We start from the raw sequence: 18,268 nt of genomic DNA on the forward strand, positions 1-18,268 counted from the left end.
GCTACTCCAATGTATGCACGTCCAAAGAAAAATAGACAACCAACATGAAAGTTGATTGTCTATTTGAGCAGGAGCAGAAAAAAGGCACTGGCTACAGCGGGCTCTGTCCCCCGGCTGCTTTTTCAAGGCGATTCATGATGGCAATTCCTAATCCTTCGTATGAAAATACTTCAGAGAAAATCACTTCAGCTTCTTGTTCATCGAACTTACGCAAGCTGTCATACAATCCGTTTGCCACCGTTGCTAGATCCTTGTTCGATCCACATAAAACAACGACATCAGCTTCTTCATACCGCCCTTTTCCTTCTACCGTCGTCAAAACCCCTACTCGTTTACCGTCTCTTTTTGCCTCAGTCACAAGCTCGGAAATCTTGTCTTGATCTCGTACTAAATACAACGTACCAGCAGGCGAATAATGTGTATATTTCATTCCCGGAGATAACGGCGTTTGATCGTCAGATAGAAGCGATGGATCGACTTTAACCTTACCAATTACCGCTTCTAGATCCTCTTTTGTCACCCCACCCGGCCGATACAAAACAGGAATAGCCGCTTGGCAGTCAAGCACGGTTGACTCAAGTCCTACTCCCGTTTGACCACCATCAACAATGCCTTTAATCCTTCCTTTGAGATCATGATATACATGCATGGCTGTTGTTGGACTTGGCTTACCAGACAAATTGGCACTTGGCGCGGCGACAGGTACCCCAGCTGCGTCAAGCAACTTTCTAGCAACTGGATGATCTGGCATTCGCACGGCCACCGTATCAAGACCGGCTGTAACACTTGGTGCAACCGCTTCTTTCTTCTTAAAAATCAACGTTAACGGCCCAGGCCAAAAATGCTCCATTAGTTGCTTTGCGACTTCAGGAACTTCCAATACTAACTCATCTAATTGATCTATTTGGGAAATGTGGACAATAAGTGGATTATCACTAGGACGACCTTTCGCTTCAAAGATTCGTTTCACAGCACTCTCATCTAACGCATTAGCTCCAAGTCCATACACCGTTTCCGTTGGAAAGGCGACAACCTCCCCTTTTGTTATCCACAACGCAGCTTCCTTAATCAATTGGAGATTTTCCTCACTACCGGAAAAGTTATCCACACTCCAATATTTTGTTTGTTCATAACTCACTGTTCATCTCTCCTATCCCCTTCCATTTTGCAAGTGTTGTCCATCGATGTCAATAAAACGAAAAAAATTCGACAATAAGCCTAGAAAATCAGGCATTTCACCATAATAACTTCATCGTTTCTCTCCTTTATTCGACAAAATCTCTTTCCACCCACAAAAACAGGTTGTCCACAACTGTGGACAACCTGTAGATAACTTCCATTATTTATTCACTTTTCCACAACTTACTCCGTTAATTCACATGCCCACACTTTTACTTCCACTGCCACATTCCGTTTAAAGTGTTCCGAACACATTATTGATTCTGGCACATCTTCTTTGCCTACTTCCCGAAAACCTAACTGACGAAACAGTGCATTTGTCCCTTTTGCACATAAATAGACCGTTTCGATGTTTTGTTCCTCGGCATACTTTAACGTCAGTTGTAGAAATTCTAAACTCAATTTCGCATTCCAAATGGGAGAATCCAATACGAGCGATCGAAGCAAGCCATTTTCTTCATACTTCTCCACACCAACTGTACCAATCAAACTTTCTTCCTCATCTTCTACAACAAGAAAGCTTTCAATATATTGTTCAATTCCATCTTCTCGTAATCCCGCTTTTGCAACCAATCTTTGAATCGGTAGCATGTCCTTATTCTTCGCCTTTCGCACAACAATTCCCATAAGCTCCACCCTCTCTTAATCTATTACTAGATATGTATGAGAGGCTTACTTGATTTATGCTAGCTTTCTTATTTTCGCATAAAAAGATGCTAGAGGAAACTTTTTCTTCCTCTAGCATCTGATCTTTATACCTTTTCTGAAGAAAAGATCCGGTCTTTAATCTGAGAGAAGATTTCTACCACAAAAAACTTTACCTCAACTTCTTCCATATCTTCCTCATCCGTTTGCTCGGCTTCCTCCTTTGTATCAGCATCGGCTGCTACTGCATCACCATTTGACATATCAAGAAAGCATAAAGGTGGAAACAAGACACACCACCAGTTTTCACCTTTCCCTTCCCCAAGTGTTATCAACACCGCGTCATACAACCCAGCTGGGTAGACAATATTTCCGTATAATTTCGTTGGAAACTGCACTTCTGAAAAACTCACTTCAAATGACTGGTCCATCCCCATTTTCGCTAGCTCATCTTCTACAATGTCTTCAATTTTTGCTAGATTTTCTTCAATCATCGCTTTTCCTTCTTCTAAGTCACCCACACCAAGAACCAGCTCTGTAATGACCGCATTGACTTCATCACGAATTTCACGCTTTAGCGCTTGATCTCTGACCGAATCACTATTTGCTAGAATTCGCAAACGTACTGCTTTATCTTGACTTACTTCATTATGTAAAGACGCAACTGCCACTGCGTTTTGAGATTCCCAATTCATAATTAGAACAAATAAAGAGAATAATAGATAAATAACAACATTTGGTTTCATTTCAAAAGCACCGTCCCTTCATAAAACCATTGTGGCCAGGACGCTGCTTTTTTAAACTTAGAATCTAGAATTTTTTTCTAGAAACTAGCAAATGATTTTATTTAAACAAAGGTTGCTGTTTATCTGTAAATTGATAATAAAATGGAACGATGGCAGAACAAATGACTAATAATAACACACCAAGAGTTAGTTGAACGACAAATGAAACATCAAAAATTAAACGAGTGATCCACGGGATATAAATAACCGGTAAAACCAATACCCCAGCTCTCCACTTCGAATGCGTTGTCGTATATTGTTTCGCTCCACAATTGCGGCAGGTTTTTCTTCCTTCCACCACAAACAAAAGCTCCTTCCATCGGAATGTCTCCCCACATGACCAACAGACTGGTAGTTTCATCGAATCCCCTCCTCATCTGTAATGACTTGTAAAAATAGATTAATAGACGTTCTATATTTGCACGATAAAACTAATGCGATTCTTTAGGCACCGGCATAAATTTAGTGAAATAAGCCGCGACCAGTAACAAGACAAAAAACACAGCCCAGCTAATGATTCCGACTACATCAAACAAGTGGGCAAACAACATGAATACCGGCGTTAAAACCATACATACAGGCGACACCCACCCTTTTATCCCATGAACATTCTTCACTTTTGTTCTTTTATGATAAAGAATTGCAGCCGAGAAGACAACAACCGCTATCGTGATGACAATCATCATATAATCCAACATGAACATTCACCTCATTTCATACGCTTTGTCACATAAGGCAGACATACAATCACAACGAACCCAACGAGAGCTGAAAAAATTGCCATTAAAGAAATCTGTTTGTAAATAAGAAAACTCGCTAGCATGACACCAATAAAATACCCTACACCGATATAAAGAGCAGACTGTCGCATTCGCACCCTCCTCAACCTGATCGCCCTTATGGTAAATTATGTTAACACGTAAATGACCATGTAGCAATCTACGCAAAAAAAATACAAAAAAGCCTGCTAAAAACGTCTAGGCAGGCTTTTTGTTATTTATTTAGTCATTTTCCCATAAGCAAAGACCATGCGCTCCTTGCCATTAATGTCTAATTTAACCTCTGTTGTTGCATGAGGGAAGGTCGTCTGAAGCATCTTTTCGACCATTCGAGCCTGACCAACGCCGACTTCAAAGCCAACGATGCCCGTTTCTTTCAATACTCTTGGAAGCTGCTCCATAAAGCGCCGATACAAATCGAGACCATCCTCGCCCCCAAATAATGCTAAATGCGGTTCATGCTCCCTAACGTGAACCGCTAAACTCGAAGCGTCAGAAAGCGGGATATACGGAGGATTGGAAACGACCACTTCGACTCGGGTTCCTTCCTCCAAAATTGGCGTGAGCAAATCGCCATGTTTGAAACGAACGTTTGCACCAAGCTTTTCCGCATTTTCTCTCGCTGTATGAAGCGCCATTTCTGAAATATCCATTGCTTGGACATCGATTGACTCATCCTCAAGCGCAAGCGTTACGGCTATCGCTCCACTCCCCGTGCCAACATCCACTAAATGAACTCGTTCTTTCTGAAAAAACTTCTGCTTCAACTCTTGAATAGCAACGACCAATTCCTCTGTTTCCGGGCGAGGAATCAAGACATGTTCATTAACGCTAAAGCGGCGACCGTAAAACTCCTCATAGCCGATAATATGTTGCACAGGAGAGCCTTCTGCGTGACGATTTAAGTCTGTTTTCAATCGTTCTATAAGCTCATGCTCGATATTGTCATCTAAAATCATTAGGAGTTTCGCTCTATTCACTTGATAATAGTGACGTAATAACCACTCCGCCACAGGTGGCTCTAGGCCTTTTTCCTCTAAAAAAGAAGAAGCCCAACGAAGGGCCTCACGAATTGTCATTTCTTTCATCTTACTGCTCTGCATTTTGCATCGCTTCAGCTTGCTCTTCCACGATCAGTGCATCAATGATTTCATCAAGCTTTCCTTGAAGGATTTGCTCAAGCTTTTGCAAGGTAAGGCCGATACGGTGATCGGTTACGCGGCTTTGCGGGAAGTTGTACGTACGAATACGCTCTGAACGATCCCCCGTACCAACGGCTAGCTTACGGTTTTGATCGTATTCTGCCTGTGCTTCGCTTTGGAATTTATCATACACACGAGCACGTAAAACCTTCATCGCTTTTTCTTTGTTTTTGATTTGAGACTTCTCATCTTGACACGAAACGACTACGCCTGTTGGTAAATGCGTAAGACGAACGGCTGACATCGTTGTATTTACACTTTGTCCGCCTGGTCCACTTGAAGTAAACGTATCAACACGAATGTCTTTTTCATGGATATCCACTTCCACTTCTTCTGCTTCAGGCAAGACAGCAACCGTTGCTGTTGATGTATGAATCCGACCACCAGATTCCGTTGTCGGAACACGTTGTACACGGTGTGCTCCATTTTCATATTTTAATTTCGAATAGGCACCTGCTCCGTTGATCGTAAAAATAATTTCCTTGAAGCCACCAAGTTCGGTTGTTGTAGACTCAATTACATCGGTCTTCCAGCCTTGCGCTTCAGCAAAACGACTGTACATCTTGTAAAGGTCACCCGCAAATAATTGCGCTTCATCGCCACCAGCAGCTCCGCGAATTTCCATAATAACGTTCTTATCATCATTCGGGTCTTTTGGTAGAAGAAGAATTTTCAAACGTGCCTCTAGCTCTTCTTTACGATCAGCAAGTTCACTAATTTCTTCTTTGACCATAGCATACATTTCATCATCTAAGTTTTCCTCGAGCATGGCTTTTGCATCTTTATGCTGCTCATGCACTTCTTTATATTCACGGTACACTTGAACAGTCTCTTCTAAGTCCGATTGTTCCTTTGAATATTCACGCAATTTCTTTGAATCATTTATGACATCAGGATCACTAAGTAACTCGTTGAGACGATCATAACGATCCTCAACTAATTGTAAACGATCTAACACGGCTCTTCACCTCATTAAGATTTTCCAGTGTATAACATTATAATTATAGTATACAGCAAAGGCTGGGTCAATGAGCATAAAACCAAAAGGCCGGGCTTGCCTTTTGGTTTTATGCTCGATGCAGTGAGCGAAGCCGGCGTTTTCTTTTAAGCCTTTTTGAGCGCTCTTCTCAACAAGGCGCACGCCGAGTGTAGCCTCTGCAAAACGGGCTCGCTCTTTTTCCGAAAAAGGCCGATTTTGCCTTTTGGGTGAGGACTCGATGCAGGGTGCGGAGCCGGCGCCGAGTGCTTTTTACGCAGGAGCACAACCACTGCACATTTCCAGGAAACAATCATTTTTGTCACTCTACCCACATAGCCTTCCCAAATTCTTGCTTAACTAGAAGCATTTTGGGGAAAGTAATTGTATAAAAGGAGTGATGTTTCGATGAAATATGTCATTATCGGTGGAGATGCTGCTGGAATGAGCGCGGCGATGCAAATCGTTCGTCATGACGAGAAAGCGGAGGTAACAACTCTTGAAATGGGAGAGGTTTACTCTTATGCCCAGTGTGGCCTTCCGTATGTCGTCGGTGGTGTCATTGATTCATTTGATTCGTTAATTGCACGTTCTGTAGAGACGTTTCGAGATAAATACGGCATTGACGCTCGAGTGAATCATGAAGTAAAAGCTGTGGATGTCGAGAAAAAGCTGGTCACTGGCGACGGGTTTGAAGTTCCATATGATAAATTGTTGGTTGCAACCGGCGCGAGCCCAGTTGTTCCCCCTTGGAACGGAGTCCATTTAAAAGGCATTCACTCTGTTAAGACCATTCCTGATACAAAGGCCTTAATGAACGATTTGGATGGGATTACTAAGGTTGTCGTCATTGGCGGGGGATATATCGGTTTAGAGATGGCTGAAAACTTTGTAGAGATCGGAAAAGACGTAACAATGATTGAGCGCAACCCACGATTAGCTGGAATCTTTGATGAGGAATTCAGCAAAAAAATTGGGGATGAGGCCTCAGAACACGGAATTACGCTCAGGTTTAATGAGTCTGTGGAAGCATTTGAGGGCGGCGGTGACGGACGTGTTGCGCGTGTTGTAACAGATAAAGGCCATATCGATGCGGAGCTTGTCGTGATAGCCATCGGAGTAAAGCCAAACACAGGTTTTCTTGAAGGAACAGGGATTCATTTATTTGCAAATGGGGCCATCAAAGTGAATGCTTTTATGGAGACGAATATCGAGGATGTGTATGCAGCAGGTGATTGTGCGACTCAGTATCACCGAGTCAAAGAGCGAGATGACTATATTCCACTTGGCACACATGCAAACAAGCAAGGACGGCTTGCCGGACGCGCAATGATCGGCTCTCCTCGACCATTTCAAGGAGTTGTTGGGACATCGATTATTAAGTTTTTCGATTTGACTTTAGCGAGGACCGGCTTATCTGAAGCTGAAATCGAAGCGCAAGGCTACCCTTATGAGACCATCAGCGCGGAAATTCCACACATCGCCGGCTATTATCCAAATTCGGAGAAGCTCCATATTCGGATGAGCTATCATACAGAAACAGAACGACTGCTCGGAGCTCAATTGATCGGCACAGCAGGCGTTGATAAGCGCATTGATGTGCTGGCGACCGCCCTTTTTCATAGAATGCGCATATCCGAACTAGAGGATTTAGATTTAGCATACGCCCCGCCTTATAACGGCGTATGGGACCCAGTGCAGCAAACCGCAAGAAGGATGTAAGCTCTTTTCCTTATTGTTGCAGTGAAGTGCTAAAGGGGGGTCTGCCCCCTTTTTGCTATAAAGCTTATTTTTCCGCCTTTAAAACGTCTGATTTCGCTAAAAATACATTTTCGCTGTTATATTTCGTTTTTCGCCGATATATTTTGATTTTCGCTGATATATTTCCATTTTCGCCGATATATTTTGATTTCCGCTAATAAATGGACCCATCTTCATTTCCCCCACACGATATTCTCGTATGCACAAAAATTTGTTGTTAAATATGAAGGGTTTTGTTACATTACGTCGTATAAAATAATCATTACTATTTAAAGAGGTGATAAAATGATTATAAAGAAAAAGGAAATCCCTATTTTTATTAAAAAATTGCAAGCCCTCCTGCGACGCCTTCCTGAAAATCACGCAAAGGTACCTATCATTAAAGAGACCCTCTCTAAACATCTAGCAGGATTCAAAGGCGAAAACTCACTTGACTATCATTTAAGCTTCCTTCCGGAAAAACGCTATTACATCCTCCATGACATCAGGCTCTTCCATAAAGAATATTATTTTCAAATTGATACGCTCATTCTTGCACCAAGTTTTATCCTCATTGTTGAAGTTAAAAATATTGCCGGTACCCTCTTCTTCGATCCCGTATTAAACCAATTTACTCGAACACTTAACGGGAAGGATGAACTTTTTCCAAATCCCATACTCCAGACAACTAGACAAGAAACCAGACTAAAAGATTGGTTGCATAAAAACAAATTTCCCGAGATCCCCATTGCTTCCATCGTTATAAGTAGTCACCCTAAAGCGATTATTCGTACGACTCCCAACTACGCCATAAAGCTATCTAAAAAAGTCATTCATTCAGATTTCATTCCAGAAAGAATAGCCCAGTTTGAAAAAGATTATTCTGATGACATATACTCCAACACCGAACAGAAAAAATTAATCCGCACTTTTTTGAAGAAACATACCCCTAAAGAAACTTCCATTCTTACTCGATTTCAATTAACTGAAACAGATCTTCTTATTGGTGTTCAATGCCCAACCTGCCACCACTCACCTATGAAACGCGCTCACGGCTACTGGTTTTGTCCTCTTTGTTCATCCAAATCGAAGCATGCTCACAAGGAAGCATTAACAGATTATTCTCTTTTGGTTAAATCAACCATAGCTTGCAGGGAAGCGATGAATTATTTACACGTATCTTCGCCATATGTTTGCAGTCGCCTTCTCCGCTCAACAGCCTTTACCTTTTCCGGCACGAAAAAGGGCCGACTGTATTTTTTAATTGAATCCTAACCCCACCACCTAAAAAAAAGAAACGCCTATTAGGCGTTCCTCTCACTAACATGCACTTCATAACGGGGAACTTCAAGGAGAAGATCTCGCTTCAGCTTATCCATCTCTTTTTTCTTATCATCCTCGTTTAAGTTTGCAGGTGGTGTGACATTAACGAAGGCGTGATGCCCCGCAATGATAACCATCCCTGCTTCCATGCCATGTTCATCTTCAATAATATGGTGTATCAGCTCTTGATCATTCCCGAGATGTCTGCGTTCTCGGTGCAATGATTTGAAGCCTGTACCTGTATTAACTTCACCTGAATTGTCATAGGCAGGTGGCTGACGAAACAAACTGCCATAATTGACGGGACCTGGTCCGAGCAATCCATACGCCACTTGACCCGCATCTGGCGTTCTAGCTTCCGGATTATTATGGGTGACCGCATTGCCCCTAGCCTGCGGTGGTTGCGGGTCCTCCCCACATCCTGACACTAACACGATGCCCAACGCCATACAACTTAGCCATTTTTTGTTCATGTCCAAAGCACCTCCATGCTTACCTATTAGGGGGTTGCATGAATTAGTATGTCCTCATCATGAACAAAAGGCTCCTGTTAGTTTTGACCAGACTTTATCGCAAGACCGGGCAAAAGCGGCGGCTTGTTAGGGATTTCGTGACAATGACGACAGCGCGGCTCATATGATTCTGATGCGCCGACAAGAATAACTGGATCGGTATAGGATGCTGGCTTTCCATCAATTAAGCGCTGCGTTCTGCTAGCAGGGGAGCCGCAGCTTGGGCAGACAGCTTGAAGCTTAGTCACTTCTTCAGCTAACGCCATCAAGCGTTGTGTCGGTCCAAATGGTTCACCACGGAAATCTTGGTCCAGACCAGCACAAATGACACGTTTCCCATTGTTTGCCAGTTCGTCCACGACAGCAATAATCGCTTCATCAAAAAATTGAACTTCATCTATCGCAACGACTTGCGTTTCGTCTTTGACAAGGTCAAGAATGTCCATCGAATGCTTAACAGGTGTTGCCACAACCTTTGTCCCGTTATGCGAAACCACTTCTTCCTCACTATAGCGGTTATCGATTTCTGGTTTAAATACTTGAACAACCAACTTTCCAAAACTCACACGACGAACGCGTCTAATTAATTCTTCAGACTTTCCGGAAAACATGCTCCCGCAGATCACTTCGATCCAGCCTTCTTGTTTCATCACGTACATTTCTTTTCCCCCACCTTACAGCTAATCTATATGAACGGAATGATTCCATTTCCAATGTAATACGTATAGTATGTGCAAAAAAAACAGGCAAGAGCTGTGCGCTTGCCTGTTCGTTTATCCAGTTTTACTTCATGTTGTATTTCTTCTTGAACTTATCAACACGGCCACCAACATCAGTAAGCTTCTGCTTACCAGTGTAGAACGGGTGAGAATCCGAGCTAATCTCAACTTTTAGAAGTGGATATGTGTTACCGTCTTCCCATTCGATCGTTTCGTTTGATCCTTTTGTAGAACCAGACAAGAACTTAAAGCCTGTGCTTGTATCTTGGAAAACCACTTTTTGGTAATCAGGGTGAATTCCTTGTTTCATTACTTTCATCTCCTTTTGCCCTGAATCTCTTCGAAACAGAGTTATCTAAATCACACATGTCGAAATTATAACAAGTTGACGGGTAAAAATCAACTCTGTTTACATAGAAAAAATTGGAGCTTCGCCAAGACCGCTGAAAGAGGTACGATTTCACCTTTTTCAGCGGTCTAGCAGTCTCGTTTCGCCTTACCTCTTCACTCTGCGCTTCATTTCTTCATCCATCGCTTCAAAGAAATCAACATTCGTTTTCGTTTCTTTCACTCGTTTAATGAAGTGATCAACAAATTCTGGCGTATCGCTCATCGTTTTGCGAATCGCCCAAAGCTTTTCTAGCTGGCTTTTTGGCATAAGAAGTTCTTCTTTTCGTGTACCAGATCTGCGAATATCGATAGAAGGAAAGATTCGACGCTCTGACAACTTTCGGTCAAGATGCAATTCCATGTTTCCTGTTCCTTTGAACTCCTCATAAATCACATCGTCCATTCTTGAGCCTGTTTCAACAAGAGCCGTCGCTAAAATCGTTAAGCTTCCACCTTCTTCAATGTTTCTTGCCGCACCAAAGAAACGCTTAGGACGGTGAAACGCAGCGGGATCGATCCCTCCAGATAGAGTTCGTCCACTTGGCGGGATCACCAAATTATACGCACGAGCTAAACGTGTAATACTATCCATAAGGATGACGACGTCTTTTTTGTGTTCAACCAGTCGCATCGCTCTTTCAAGAACAAGTTCTGCTACTTTAATATGATTTTCAGGAACTTCATCGAAGGTCGAGCTAACCACTTCAGCTTTCACAGAACGCTCAATGTCAGTTACTTCCTCAGGACGCTCATCAATTAAAAGAACAATTAGTTCGACATCAGGGTGATTTTCGGCGATGCTGTTTGCGACTTCCTTCATTAAGGATGTCTTCCCTGCCTTTGGCGGGGCAACAATTAATCCACGTTGTCCAAATCCAACAGGTGAAATCATATCAATGATTCGGGAGGATACACGACCAGGTGCCGTCTCAAGTTCGATCTTTTGTTCGGGATAAAGAGGTGTCAATGCTGGAAAATAAGGGCGGTCCCTTGATGTTTCAGGAGCATCTCCATTTACCGCTTCGACATGGAGAAGTCCATGATAGCGTTCATTTTCCTTCGGAGGTCTTACTTTACCAGATACTTTGTCTCCATTTCTCAAATCAAAACGACGGATTTGTGAAGCAGAAATATAAATATCTTCTGAACTCGGCATGTAATTGATCGGGCGTAAGAAACCGAAGCCTTCTGACTGAATAATTTCTAAAACACCTTCCATAAACATAAGGCCATCTTTTTCAGCTTGCGCTTTTAAAATAGAAAAGACTAGTTCTTTTTTTGTTAATTTACTATAATAGGAAACTTTGTACTCTTTAGCCAAACCATAGAGCTCTTTCAGCTTCATATTTTCTAATTCGGAGATATTCACTCCCATAAAAAACACCACACTTCTATATATAATAAATCCCCATTTGCACAAATATGTAAATTATGCGGAAGGAGACTGTTTTTTTAATTTTTAAGCATAGGAAAAAATCATATTAAAATTCCTCATTGTATCTTTAAACTTTAGAATAAAGTGTAAAGGAAAATTCGAGGGTTCTGGAGATTAGAGGGAAAGGACAAAATAAAAATACGAACATATATACTATTTTAACCATACTATCTACATTTATTCAAGAACAAAACAAAAATTCATAAAAGATACATAATTTAAGGAAACTGAACAACGTCCAGTTTCCTTTATCATACTAGCGAATCACTAAGTCTGGTTTCTTTTTCATACTATGTTTTCCGTCAACAAAACGTACTGTTCCTGACTTCGCACGCATGACGAGGGATTGCGTTGTTGCAGAAGAACCATGATAGCGAACGCCTTTTAACAATTCACCATCCGTTACTCCAGTTGCTGCAAAAATACAATCGTCACCTGAAACGAGATCGTCCATGTGCAATACTTTGTTCACATCTTCTATTCCCATTTTCTTACAACGAGCTAACTCTGTTTCATTAGCAGGGAGAAGTTTACCTTGAAGCTCTCCACCTAAACACTTCAATCCAACCGCAGCAATCACACCCTCAGGCGCACCACCTGAGCCGAGCATAATATCTACACCCGTATCGCCAAATGCCGTGTTAATCGCAGCTGCTACATCACCATCTGATAATAGCTTAATTCTAGCACCCGCTTGACGGATATCATGAATCATCTTTTCGTGACGATCACGATTTAAAATCGATACGACGAGGTCTTCAATATCTTTGCCCTTAGCTTGTGCAACGGCTTTTAAGTTATCAAGAATCGGTGCATCAATATCCACTTTACCGACTGCCTCTGGTCCGACTGCGATTTTATCCATGTACATATCTGGTGCATGAAGGAGGTTGCCATGGTCAGCAATGGCAAGTACAGCTAGAGCATTCCACTGTCCGGAAGCAACAATGTTTGTTCCTTCTAACGGATCTACAGCAACGTCGACACGAGAGCCATAGCCATTCCCAAGCTTCTCCCCAATATAAAGCATGGGTGCCTCGTCCATTTCGCCTTCTCCGATGACAACGGTACCCTTCATTGGAATCGTATCAAATACGTCACGCATCGCTTCAGTTGCAGCTCGGTCAGCTTCATCTTTGTTTCCACGCCCCATCCAGCGTCCTGAGGCTAATGCAGCCGCTTCGGTGACGCGGACTAACTCCATCGATAAACTTCTTTCCATCTCGCTCCCCCCACGTCATTAACTATTTACTTGATCTAACTCCTCTTCGGTCATTGATTCACGCCAAATTTTTGCGCCCAAACCAATGAGCTTCTCCTCTAAGTTCGCATAACCGCGATCAATATGCTCTAATCCGGAGATTTCAGTAACTCCCTCTGCAAGTAGACCTGCCACAACAAGAGCCGCTCCTGCACGTAAGTCACTTGCACGTACCTTCGCACCTTGAAGCTTCGTTTTGCCATTGATGATCGCTGAACGACCTTCCACTTTAACATTAGCGCCCATTCTACGTAGCTCATCAATATGCTTAAACCGTGCGTTATAAATCGTATCTGTTACAATACTTGTTCCTTCCGCTTGCGTTAAAAGACTAGTAAATGGTTGTTGAAGGTCTGTAGGAAACCCAGGGTAAACAAGTGTTTTAATGTCTACCCCCGTTTTGTTTCCACTATTATGTATCAACAATTTGTCGTCTGAAACTTCAATGCCGACTCCCATCTCTCTTAGCTTTGCAATCAGTGACTCAACGTGATATGGAATAATGTTATCGATGATCACTTTTTGGCCCATAGCAGCAGCTAGAATCATATAGGTACCTGCTTCAATTCGATCTGGAATAATCGAGTGTCTGCAGCCATTGAGCGACTCAACGCCATCAATTCGAATGACATTCGTGCCGGCTCCCTTGATTTTTGCTCCCATGCTAGTTAAAAGCGTAGCTACATCAATAATTTCTGGCTCTTTTGCAGCATTTTCAATGATCGTTTGCCCCTTGGCCTTTACTGCAGCAAGCATAATATTAATCGTTGCGCCTACACTAACCACATCAAGATAAATCCGTGCTCCCTTGAGCTCATCCGCACGTAAATAAATGGCACCTTGCTCATTCGTTACCTTCGCGCCCAATGCTTCGAATCCTTTAATATGCTGATCAATCGGTCTCGGGCCTAAGTTACAGCCACCAGGTAGCCCGATTACAGCTTTCTTAAATTTTCCAAGCATCGCACCCATTAAGTAGTAGGAAGCACGTAATTTTTTTACACGTCCATTTGGTAATGGCATTGCAATCATTGATTCTGGATTGATCACCATTTCATTTTCCGTTAACTCAACTTTTCCGCCGATTTCCTCTAGTAGTTCACCTAGCAATTGAACATCAGAAATCTCCGGCAAATTATCAATTATCACTTTAGAATCTGCTAAAATAGCTGCAGGAATTAATGCCACTGCGCTATTTTTTGCGCCACTAATTTGAACTGTACCTTCTAGCGGATAGCCGCCTTCAATCATTAATTTATCCATAACCGCATCCCTTCCGTTGGTGCATTATAAAAAGACACAATTTTACTCTTATCTTCCATTATAACCACAACATTGAAAATGTAACGTGTTTTTCTATGTACGATTGTATAGGAATTACGAACAAATTGCTACGGGCGGCAAGGAAAAACGATTAGCGGTTGTCCCAGTCAGCTAAAAATTTCTCAATTCCTTGGTCTGTTAATGGATGCTTAGAAAGCTGTTGGATAACATTAAACGGAATCGTTGCAATGTGAGCTCCTCTGCGCGCTGCCTCAGATACATGAATTGGATGACGAACAGATGCCGCAATAATTTCAGTTGGAATGTTATGAGCGTCAAAGATTTCTACGATTTCAGTAATAAGTTCTAAACCGTTTTGACCAATATCATCAAGTCTACCTAAGAATGGAGATACATATGTTGCTCCTGCACGTGCAGCTAGCAATGCTTGTACACCTGAGAATACTAAAGTTACATTTGTTTTAATACCAGCTTCAGAGAAAGCATGAACAGCTTTTAGCCCTTCTGTTGTCATAGGGACTTTTACCGTGATGTTTGGAGCGATCGCTGCTAATTCTTTTCCTTCTTTAATCATTCCTTCTGCATCAAGTGCAATAACTTCTGCACTAACAGAGTCCTCTGTTACAACAGTCGTAATTTCACGTAAGCGATCATGGAAGTCCACGCCTTCTTTAGCAACAAGGGATGGATTGGTTGTAACCCCTGCCAAAATTCCTAACGACTTCGCTTCCTTAATTTGCTCGATGTTTGCAGTATCAATGAAAAATTTCATGTTTCTCCGCCTCCTAAAATTTTTATCTTTTTTTGTTATATTTAACTCGACAAGGTTCGTCAAGCGTTTACATAATTGTTTTTTTAGAAAATTTAAATGAAAATGATCTCATTAAAAGCAGTTCAAATGAACTGCTTTTAATGAGACTTCAATATTACGCTTTGTTGGAAGAACCAAACTCACGCATTTTGCCTTTAACTGTTTCTTTAATTGCTTCACGTGCAGGACCTAAATATTTACGTGGATCGTATTCTTCAGGTTTTGCAGCAAGCGTTTCACGAACAGCTTTTGCAGAAGAAATTTGGCTTTCTGTATTTACATTAATTTTAGCATGTCCGAATTGGATTGCTTTTTGAATATCAGCAGTTGGGATACCAGTACCACCGTGTAGTACAAGAGGGATACCTACTAACTCATCGATTTCTTTCATGCGATCAAAACCAAGGTTTGGCTCACCTTTGTAAGGACCGTGAACAGAACCAAGAGCTGGAGCGAAGCAGTCTACGCCCGTTGCTTCAACAAGTTCTTTACACTCAGATGGAATCGCGTATGCTGCATCAGCATCATCAACGATTAGGTCATCTTCTTGTCCACCAATACGACCAAGCTCAGCTTCTACTGATACTCCAAGAGCATGAGCAACAGCTACTACTTGCTTCGTAATTGCAATGTTCTCTTCTAGTGGATGGTGAGATCCATCAATCATGACAGATGTGAAACCTGCATGGATAGCTTCCACACACTTTTCGAAACTTGAACCATGGTCAAGGTGAATAGCAACAGGAACGGTTACGTTGTACTCTTCCATAAGAGCTTCAACAATAGCTACAATTGTTTTGAAACCACCCATATAACGAGCTGCACCTTCAGATACACCTAAGATAACAGGTGATTTTTCTTCTTCTGCAGCTTGTAAGATCGCTTGAGTAAATTCAAGGTTATTTAAGTTGAATTGACCCACCGCATAGCTTTCTGCCTTCGCTTTGTTAAGCATTTCCTTCATTGATACTAAAGGCATTGTACATCCTCCTTCATGTTAGAGCGAATCTATAGATAACAGACGTAAGTATGATCGCCGTATCTATTTAACAAGTTACCCGAAATGTCAGCAAATATCCAACTTGCTTATGTATAAAGTCACTTGCTAAATAGAGATAAATCTATATGAGCTCGATATTTAATCGAGTTCATTATAGCATATCTCGACCAAAAAACACGCGTTTCTACAAGGTTTCCGCAAGTTTTTACATGTAAGCGTTTTATAGTGAGGTTTGTCACTACGAAACAGCTAGGCTGTTTTTAATGACTTCGCGAATATCATCAATATCAAATGGTTTGGCAAAATGAGTAATCGCTCCTAAGCTCATGGCCTCATTAATTAAATTCAATTCACCATATGCTGTCATCATAATCACATCAACCTCAGCATGGTTTTCTTTAATGCGCTTCAGGATTTCCAAACCGTCCATTCCAGGAATCTTCATATCAAGTAAGACGAGATCCGGTTTTTCCTCTTCGACAATTTTCAGTGCTTGTACCCCATTTGCCGCCTCATGCATCACATACCCATCTTTTTGAAGAATTTCGCAAAGCAATACCCGAATTCCATACTGATCATCTACGACTAAAATTTTCTTCATGATAAACACTCCTCTCAAATTTGGTGTGTATTATTTTCTTTCCGAATTTATATCAGTTAAAATAAATCACACACATTTCACAACAAGAGTAGTTCTGTATGACCTTATAAAAATCCTTCCTTAATATTAAACAATCGTCGGACAGTGTCCGACATTATTGTCTAAGGTTGTCGATGAATCGCTGTCGTACGTCTAATTCTTTGCACTTGTTCCAAAATAGGAGGCCGATATTTTGAAAAAAATGTTTACAACACAACTGGTAGGATTATTCAATCAGTTAGATGAATTTCAACTAGAAGACGCAGCCCGTTTGTTAAGCCAAGCTCTGGTTGGCGATGGGCGCATCTATATTTATGCTAAAGATGAAATGGCTGCTGTTAGTGCCGAAGCTTTGTATGGGAAAGAGTCTCTCTCGCGCATTTCTCCCTTATTTGAAGAAGGAACGCTCGCCCAGCTAGACAGTGCTGACCGAGTGTTTCTCCTTTCAAGAGATTCTGACGATGAAGAGATGGTTGCCATCGCTGAACAAATGAGCGAGCAAAATATGTCTGTTGTTGGCTTAACCGCATCGCATCGTAATGAAGGAAAGCGGCAATGGACTGACTTGGTAGACATTCATCTTGATCTGGGTGTTACTAATAGTCTCGTCCCAACCGATACGGGTGATCGAATGGGTTATCCAGCATCGCTGCTTGCGATGTATACGTACTTTTGCTTATATTTGCTTATTTCTGAGATCCTATCCGAAATATGATCGTTATTTTCTTGGAAATGAGCGTTGACCTGGCGGGATTCTGTCTGATTCTGTAGTTTTTCTGTCCAAACTGCTCCAGATTCAGTCCAAACTAAGTCATTTTCTGTCCAAACTCAACTTTTTGCTGTCCGACCACTTTTTTTAAAGTCGAAAAAAGCAAAACACCTGCGTATCTGGTGTTTTGCTTTTTAAATCTTTGCTTGCGTATGATGTTTGAAATAGAGAAATAACTTTGTAAACCAATAAGAAATTGAGCCCATGATGTAGTTTCCGATAAACATATAAAAATTTAATAAGCCCTCGTGTAGTTGAAGAATATTAATTTTCTCATAGAGAATAAAGACCCCCATTTGTCGATGAATTTCCACAAAGCCAATCCCTATCAACGCGCTAGCTCCTATTAACCATATGTGAAAATTCCTGCCTTGCTGCGTACAAAATTGATACAACAACAGGTAGGCTACAGGGAGAAGAGATGCGTTAATTGATAATGTAAACGGATATTGAGGCAAAATCATATATGGGTGTTCCCAAAATCCATACCGACTCATATACGCATCAAAATAAGTAAACAACACGTGAAGAGTATATCCATAAAACAATATTTCAAAAAATCGTTTTCTGTTCAAAAGTACGTACAAAGCAACTAACGGAATAATGAGTAATGCTATAAGATACCAAAATTGCCATGTTGTTGGATCCGAGTATGTAGCCCAATACTCATCACTCAACAGGTTGGTATCTAGTCGCGCTTCATTCACTTTGTTGATAAATTCCTTCTGCGTCATAACTTATCTCCTTTCACACATATTTTGTTTTTTGTTAATTGTAATTATTCACAAAGACCAAAAAGGCAACACATAACAAAGNAA

21 protein-coding genes are annotated in these 18,268 nt (G+C 41.5%); 3 read left to right on the forward strand and 18 right to left on the reverse strand.

From position 1 onward, the window contains the following. Window positions 1–91 precede the first annotated feature (91 nt). The 8 genes from LQ50_RS20410 to prfA form a co-directional block, all read right to left on the reverse strand. Window positions 92–1,138 carry an L-threonylcarbamoyladenylate synthase gene (locus LQ50_RS20410; RefSeq protein ID WP_034632909.1) on the reverse strand — a complete coding sequence of 349 codons (1,047 nt, stop codon included), beginning with the start codon at window positions 1,136–1,138 and terminating at the stop codon, window positions 92–94. A 224-nt stretch (window positions 1,139–1,362) separates the two neighbouring features. Further along, a complete protein-coding gene (locus LQ50_RS20415; protein WP_034632911.1) occupies window positions 1,363–1,806 on the reverse strand; it encodes a GNAT family N-acetyltransferase in 444 nt (147 codons plus the stop codon). Window positions 1,807–1,931: 125 nt separating this feature from the next. After that, window positions 1,932–2,570, reverse strand: coding sequence for a stage II sporulation protein R (gene spoIIR, locus LQ50_RS20420; RefSeq protein WP_034632912.1), 639 nt, complete (start codon window positions 2,568–2,570; stop codon window positions 1,932–1,934). Between the two features lie 97 nt (window positions 2,571–2,667). Next, complete coding sequence (locus LQ50_RS20425; protein ID WP_034632922.1) at window positions 2,668–2,970, reverse strand: TIGR04104 family putative zinc finger protein; 303 nt, start codon at window positions 2,968–2,970, stop codon at window positions 2,668–2,670. A 70-nt stretch (window positions 2,971–3,040) separates the two neighbouring features. Further along, the gene (locus LQ50_RS20430; protein ID WP_034632927.1) at window positions 3,041–3,307 is read right to left on the reverse strand and encodes a hypothetical protein; all 267 of its coding nucleotides are present in this window, start codon (window positions 3,305–3,307) and stop codon (window positions 3,041–3,043) included. Window positions 3,308–3,318: 11 nt separating this feature from the next. Then, entirely contained in the window at window positions 3,319–3,480 is a 162-nt protein-coding gene (locus LQ50_RS25570) for a hypothetical protein (RefSeq protein ID WP_161784708.1), read from the reverse strand. 126 nt (window positions 3,481–3,606) lie between these two features. Next, window positions 3,607–4,467, reverse strand: coding sequence for a peptide chain release factor N(5)-glutamine methyltransferase (gene prmC, locus LQ50_RS20435; RefSeq protein ID WP_034632974.1), 861 nt, complete (start codon window positions 4,465–4,467; stop codon window positions 3,607–3,609). Window positions 4,468–4,477: 10 nt separating this feature from the next. After that, entirely contained in the window at window positions 4,478–5,548 is a 1,071-nt protein-coding gene (prfA, locus tag LQ50_RS20440; RefSeq protein ID WP_034632929.1) for a peptide chain release factor 1, read from the reverse strand. A 426-nt stretch (window positions 5,549–5,974) separates the two neighbouring features. Here prfA and LQ50_RS20445 point away from each other — a divergent pair, with 426 nt between their 5' ends. Together LQ50_RS20445 and LQ50_RS20450 are read left to right on the forward strand one after the other, a co-directional pair. Then, entirely contained in the window at window positions 5,975–7,288 is a 1,314-nt protein-coding gene (locus LQ50_RS20445) for an FAD-dependent oxidoreductase (RefSeq protein ID WP_034632938.1), read from the forward strand. A gap of 324 nt (window positions 7,289–7,612) precedes the next feature. Next, on the forward strand, window positions 7,613–8,581 hold the full coding sequence (locus LQ50_RS20450; RefSeq protein WP_034632940.1) for a nuclease-related domain-containing protein: 969 nt from the start codon (window positions 7,613–7,615) through the stop codon (window positions 8,579–8,581). Window positions 8,582–8,610: 29 nt separating this feature from the next. Here the strand turns inward: LQ50_RS20450 and LQ50_RS20455 are convergent, their stop codons facing one another. The 9 genes from LQ50_RS20455 to LQ50_RS20495 all read right to left on the reverse strand — a co-directional run bounded on the left by LQ50_RS20455 (window position 8,611) and on the right by LQ50_RS20495 (window position 16,642). Next, window positions 8,611–9,063 (reverse strand): hypothetical protein, encoded by a 453-nt coding sequence (locus LQ50_RS20455; RefSeq protein ID WP_152608269.1) that lies wholly within the window; start codon window positions 9,061–9,063, stop codon window positions 8,611–8,613. A gap of 116 nt (window positions 9,064–9,179) precedes the next feature. Further along, the gene (locus tag LQ50_RS20460; RefSeq protein ID WP_034632943.1) at window positions 9,180–9,800 is read right to left on the reverse strand and encodes a thymidine kinase; all 621 of its coding nucleotides are present in this window, start codon (window positions 9,798–9,800) and stop codon (window positions 9,180–9,182) included. A gap of 124 nt (window positions 9,801–9,924) precedes the next feature. Next, window positions 9,925–10,170, reverse strand: coding sequence for a type B 50S ribosomal protein L31 (locus LQ50_RS20465; protein ID WP_034632951.1), 246 nt, complete (start codon window positions 10,168–10,170; stop codon window positions 9,925–9,927). A 186-nt stretch (window positions 10,171–10,356) separates the two neighbouring features. Further along, window positions 10,357–11,625, reverse strand: coding sequence for a transcription termination factor Rho (gene rho, locus LQ50_RS20470; protein WP_034632953.1), 1,269 nt, complete (start codon window positions 11,623–11,625; stop codon window positions 10,357–10,359). Window positions 11,626–11,941: 316 nt separating this feature from the next. Further along, on the reverse strand, window positions 11,942–12,907 hold the full coding sequence (gene glpX, locus LQ50_RS20475; RefSeq protein ID WP_034632955.1) for a class II fructose-bisphosphatase: 966 nt from the start codon (window positions 12,905–12,907) through the stop codon (window positions 11,942–11,944). An 18-nt stretch (window positions 12,908–12,925) separates the two neighbouring features. Beyond that, on the reverse strand, window positions 12,926–14,209 hold the full coding sequence (murA, locus tag LQ50_RS20480; protein ID WP_034632957.1) for a UDP-N-acetylglucosamine 1-carboxyvinyltransferase: 1,284 nt from the start codon (window positions 14,207–14,209) through the stop codon (window positions 12,926–12,928). A gap of 151 nt (window positions 14,210–14,360) precedes the next feature. After that, window positions 14,361–15,002 (reverse strand): fructose-6-phosphate aldolase, encoded by a 642-nt coding sequence (fsa, locus tag LQ50_RS20485; RefSeq protein ID WP_034632960.1) that lies wholly within the window; start codon window positions 15,000–15,002, stop codon window positions 14,361–14,363. Between the two features lie 154 nt (window positions 15,003–15,156). Beyond that, window positions 15,157–16,020 carry a class II fructose-bisphosphate aldolase gene (locus LQ50_RS20490; RefSeq protein WP_034632962.1) on the reverse strand — a complete coding sequence of 288 codons (864 nt, stop codon included), beginning with the start codon at window positions 16,018–16,020 and terminating at the stop codon, window positions 15,157–15,159. A gap of 259 nt (window positions 16,021–16,279) precedes the next feature. Further along, window positions 16,280–16,642 carry a response regulator gene (locus LQ50_RS20495; RefSeq protein WP_034632964.1) on the reverse strand — a complete coding sequence of 121 codons (363 nt, stop codon included), beginning with the start codon at window positions 16,640–16,642 and terminating at the stop codon, window positions 16,280–16,282. A 241-nt stretch (window positions 16,643–16,883) separates the two neighbouring features. Between LQ50_RS20495 and LQ50_RS20500 the strand changes: the two genes are divergently transcribed. Further along, entirely contained in the window at window positions 16,884–17,396 is a 513-nt protein-coding gene (locus LQ50_RS20500; RefSeq protein WP_152608270.1) for a DUF2529 family protein, read from the forward strand. Window positions 17,397–17,584: 188 nt separating this feature from the next. Here LQ50_RS20500 and LQ50_RS20505 read toward each other — a convergent pair whose 3' ends face one another. After that, on the reverse strand, window positions 17,585–18,184 hold the full coding sequence (locus tag LQ50_RS20505; RefSeq protein WP_052144891.1) for a hypothetical protein: 600 nt from the start codon (window positions 18,182–18,184) through the stop codon (window positions 17,585–17,587). Between the last annotated feature and the right edge of the window lie 84 nt (window positions 18,185–18,268).

The organism is Halalkalibacter okhensis (genome assembly GCF_000787375.1).
GTDB classification, from domain to species: domain Bacteria; phylum Bacillota; class Bacilli; order Bacillales; family Bacillaceae_D; genus Halalkalibacter; species Halalkalibacter okhensis.